Below are 4,506 nucleotides of genomic sequence, written 5' to 3'. Positions count from 1 at the left end.
AGGGACATTCCGGTGATCCTTCTCTCCGCGCGAGCGCGAGACGCGGACCGTGTCGAAGGGCTGGATCTCGGGGCTGATGACTACGTCACCAAACCGTTCTCGGCGCAGGAACTGCAGGCGCGCGTCCGTGCGAACTTGTCGCTCTCCCGGATGCGACGAGAGGCACTCCTGGCGATGGTCGAGAGCGACGAGAAACTGCGCCGTCTGAACGAGCATCTTGAAGTGCGTATTCAGGAGGAAGTTCAAACCCACAAGGCCGCGCTCATGCGTCTGGCCCAGGCCGAAAAAATGGCTGCGCTTGGCCAACTGGCCGGCGGCATGGCGCACGACTTCAACAACATCCTCCAAGTCATCTCGGCCTACGCGGGCGCGATCCAGGAAAAATCAGGCGATGTCGCGGATGTCGAACGCATGGCGCGGGTCATGGAGGAAGCCGCTCATCGTGGCCATTGCGTGACCCAACGCCTTCTCGCATTCGCGCGCCAGGATGGGTTGCTGCCCGAGTTGATCGACGTCCGAGCGTTGCTCGACGGGATGCGCGAGGTGATCACGCATACGCTCGGAGGACAGGTCAGCTTGGTCATGGACCTCGTGGAGGGGCTGCCCTCGGTGCTGGTCGACCGGAGTAAGTTGGAAACGGTGCTGATCAACATCACGACCAACGCTGGCGATGCGATGCCCGATGGCGGCACTCTCACGATCTCGGCGCAAAACGATGAGCTTATGGCGGACGTCGACGTCGAGTCTGGCCGTCTGGCGGAGACCTATGTCCGCATTTCGGTCCACGACTCGGGCGCAGGCATGGATGCGACCACGCTGGCCCGCGCCACCGGACCCTTCTTCACGACGAAGCCAGTGGGGAAGGGCACCGGTCTAGGTCTCGCCATGGCGAACAGCTTTGCCGAACAGTCCGGTGGAGCTTTGACGATCATCAGCGCGCCTGGGGAGGGCACGACAGTAACACTACTGCTTCCGTCGACGGGCGTTCGGAAGATTGAGGTCGCCCCGACGCATGACGAGGCGATAATCTTAATCGATGTCAAGAGATCGTCGATACTGTTGGTAGATGACCAAGCGATGGTGCGGAACGTCATTTCCGACCTGCTTGAGGATGCCGGCTATGACGTGATTCAGGCCGGTGATGCTGCGGAAGCACTTGATGTGCTCAAGACGGGCGTGTTGGTTGACATCCTGGTATCGGATCTCTCGATGCCAGGGCTCGACGGAATTTCTTTGATCCGCGCAGCGCAGTCCCAGAGGCCCGGTTTACCTGCGGTCCTGCTGACAGGCTATGTCGGCGACGCACCTTTGCTGACTCTTGGTGGCTCCTTCAGCCTTATGCGAAAGCCGGTCCATCGGAACCAGCTTATTGATCAGGTGGCGTCGTTGCTGGCGAAGAGCGACGCGGCTGACTGATCCCAACACCAAGACGGATTCGAAACCTAATCTCCGGCTTTGCGTAGGTTCCGGTGAGGCGCTGGCCCACTGGGGTTCATTCGTCATGGTTCGAGACAAGATCGTGACGCTTTGCGACGGGATTGTAGACGAACGGCGGCGCCTTGTTGCCGTGGCCGCAGAAAGCGCGACGGTGCCAACATCCAGCTTCTTCACGCAGATCGCCGCCCTCTGGTTCGATCTCCGGAACAGAGGCTGTGCTGGAGGAGTTCAGCACGGCGCGGCAGGCTCATACTACAGAGGCTTCGCCAATTTGATTCATGCCGCATTGCCATAACCCTATGAGGGCCAGTGGCGCGGAGAACGCGAAGGACTTCGCTCGCGATACTGCCGAGTGGCATTCAGGGGTGCCCTCCCTTGGAGGCGTGTTCGAGATGGCGCCGGATGCCATGGATCACTGTCTTGCGGTCTCGTTTGAGGATCGCTCCAATTTTGCCGATGCTGAGACCGAAAGAGGCTCGCAGACGCGCCATCAATTCCTGACGGGCGAGATTGACCTCCTGGTGTCGCGCTGGACTTAGAATCGCTTTCACTATGACGCCATGCATGTAGGCCGTGTCGAGAAGCGCCGCTTTCATGCGCGGTGACCACCCGTCCAGCAGCACGGCCATGTTGCGGTAGGATAACACATGGAAATCATGCTGGCGGCCGAGGTCTCGCCCCTTCAGCCGGACAATGGCGCGTGGACGCCAGGCCCCTGGGTCACGGCCGATATTCCGAACGCGCGCATTCAGGTCGACTGGCGTCACATTGAGACCCCTCCAGGGTCAAGCAGTTGCGCTGTTCATGGGCATCTACATTCACGCGCTGATCGGCGGTTTGACTTTCGATCCTTGCCGCTCACCGCTTCGCAGATGGCCAATGCGATGTCGGAAGGGTTCCCAATCCGGTCGATGGGGCCGTCATAGTTGATCGCATTCTCAGGCATACCACAGTCCGGCGGCTCGGTTGGCGTGAGAACCATGGAAAGCCCACCAGCCTCATGAAGTGCCGTTAATCCACGCGCGCCGTCGTCCAGCGCTCCTGAGAGCACCACGCCGATCATGCGATTGCCGCCATGCGCCGCAACGGAGCGAAACAGCAGATCGATCGTGCGGTTGCGGTGTTTTCGAAAAGGATCAGACACCAGCACGCCGAACCCGCCGGCGGCAAGCGTCAGGTGATCGCCAGGCGCCCCGATATAGGCATTGCCCATCTCCAACAGAGTGCCGTTAGCCGCAGTGCGAACCGGCATAAGGGAGGCGCGCGCTAGAACTTCCTGCAAATGACTGAGGTGGTCCCAAGGACGATGCAGCACGATAAGGACGATAGCTTTGAGGGCTCTGGGCAGCAGGCTCAAGATCGCCTGAATGTCGGAAAGACCTTTGCCACCCGATGCGCCGATGGCGACGAACCAGGGTGCAGGATAATCTTCCATTTCCGAAATCCAACTCAGCGGAGAGGGCGGAACCATTGGGCCAAATTCCGAATTGCGGCCTTCTCCGCGAGCGGAACCGGCTGTTGGCAGTCTGCTTCGGGATTTCCCGTAACAAAGCCTGACGGCGGAACCGCTTGCGTCCCCTCTGTGACTTACGCCAAGAGGTGCGACAGGCCCTCTGGTTATGGCATTCTAGACCAGCCTGCGTCGTGCAGTCTGATAATATTCCTATCGGAATCCAGTAAGGTTATAAGAGAGTGATTGAGTGAGATCTTTGTCCCAGGATGGGCGTCGGCCACCGTGATGCGGGCGTTCAACTGCTTGGCGATCGCCTCAATGATACTTGAGCCAAGCCCAGCCTCGATCCTATCGTCGGCAGATGGCATTCCAACACCATCATCGTCGACGCCCAGCGTCCAATTGGGTCCTTGAGACTGGTAGTCGATTCGTATTCGACCGTGACGTCCAGAAGGGAATGCGTGCTTGATCGCGTTGATGACAAGCTCCGTGACAACCAGTCCAAGTCGCACAGACGTATCGTCATCTACGATGCTTTCATCGACAAGGATATCTATCGAAACCCGATCTGGATCGTCTATCATGGATGCTGAAATGCTTTGGGCAAGCTGTGTGAAGTAGGACCGAAGCTTGACTGTATCATTTCCGGACGCTGCCAGATGTTGCTGGACGGCAGCGATGGATATGACCCGGTCATGTGCGGCCTGCAAGTGCCCCCTTGTTTCCACGGACTGCACCTTCCTCGCACCATTCATGATCAGGCTTGCGATAATCTGGAGGCTATTGGCAATCCGATGCTGCATTTCGCGAACAAGATTTTCTTTGTCACGCATCAAGTTGTCTTTGATTCTTTCGGCTTCGCGGAGTTCGGTCACGTCGTTGATGCTCAGCAGAAGTCGCACATTATCTTTGTCGACATAATCGAGCCTATTGGCGTTCAGCACTAAACGACGCGTGCCCTGCTGCTTGCTCCGAAGATCCATCTCGTAATCATCGACCCTGAGCCCCGACGTAAGTGTTCCGGTCAGCAATGAGCGCAGACGAGGTTCATTCCATTCGCCGTCTCCAATCGCAAAAATGGACTGGCCAGAGACACCCGCAGGATCGACACGGAATGCGTGGCAAAAGGACGTGCTGACTGCGATAATGTTCAAATCGTTGTCGAGAATCATGACTGGATTGGTCGAGGCAACAATCACCGCGGTCGCGAGGTCGAAGCCAAGATGCGCCTCCGAACGTGCCGTCATCGTCGCCTCATGCTGGGAAACCGGAGGCTCGCGGAGCCGGGCCCTCCGTCGTGCACATATTAAAATCCGTGCCATATACAGACATAATGCTGTGATTACGTTAATCTGCAAGATTATTCGTGCAAGTCCGATGCAATATTGAATGCACTAAAAATGTAAATTATACCACTATTTCAATGTTCTGCAGGCAATGTGAATGTGGTCTATTCGAAAACGCATATTAGGTATTCAGATTTGCACTATACATCGTTTCATGGCGGTGGATTCTTGCGGGCAAATCTGGCCAGTGAATTAACCGGCCCTATTCACGGACGCGCTTGGATTTCGGCCAGTTTGGCGGCCCGATGCTTGCGGTCGAGGGTCATCGTG

Annotated in this window: 4 protein-coding genes; 1 reads left to right on the top strand and 3 read right to left on the bottom strand. The window is 57.5% G+C overall.

Features of this window, described 5'->3' with window-relative positions; translation table 11 throughout:
- Nucleotides 1-1,416: response regulator (locus M8523_RS35820; RefSeq protein ID WP_282589567.1), on the top strand; the 1,416-nt coding region annotated here is incomplete at its 5' end.
- A 380-nt stretch (nt 1,417-1,796) separates the two neighbouring features.
- Here M8523_RS35820 and M8523_RS35815 read toward each other — a convergent pair.
- The 3 genes from M8523_RS35815 to M8523_RS35805 form a co-directional block, all read right to left on the bottom strand.
- Nucleotides 1,797-2,204, bottom strand: a complete 408-nt coding sequence (locus M8523_RS35815) for a helix-turn-helix domain-containing protein (RefSeq protein WP_282589566.1) — start codon at nt 2,202-2,204, stop codon at nt 1,797-1,799.
- Between the two features lie 35 nt (nt 2,205-2,239).
- Nucleotides 2,240-2,908 (bottom strand): chemotaxis protein CheB, encoded by a 669-nt coding sequence (locus M8523_RS35810; protein WP_282589565.1) that lies wholly within the window; start codon nt 2,906-2,908, stop codon nt 2,240-2,242.
- A 146-nt stretch (nt 2,909-3,054) separates the two neighbouring features.
- Entirely contained in the window at nt 3,055-4,137 is a 1,083-nt protein-coding gene (locus tag M8523_RS35805; protein WP_282589564.1) for a sensor histidine kinase, read from the bottom strand.
- Between the last annotated feature and the right edge of the window lie 369 nt (nt 4,138-4,506).

Source organism: Lichenifustis flavocetrariae (assembly GCF_026130545.1).
GTDB lineage: Bacteria > Pseudomonadota > Alphaproteobacteria > Rhizobiales > Beijerinckiaceae > Lichenihabitans > Lichenihabitans flavocetrariae.
This window is presented reverse-complemented; position numbering and strand designations above follow the sequence as displayed.

What these genes read in the sequence shown, in the direction of transcription:
- M8523_RS35810 (WP_282589565.1), bottom strand. Translation starts at nt 2,908, where the DNA reads ATGGTTCCGCCCTCTCCGCTGAGTTGGATTTCGGAAATGGAAGATTAT.
- M8523_RS35805 (WP_282589564.1), bottom strand. Translation starts at nt 4,137, where the DNA reads ATGACGGCACGTTCGGAGGCGCATCTTGGCTTCGACCTCGCGACCGCG.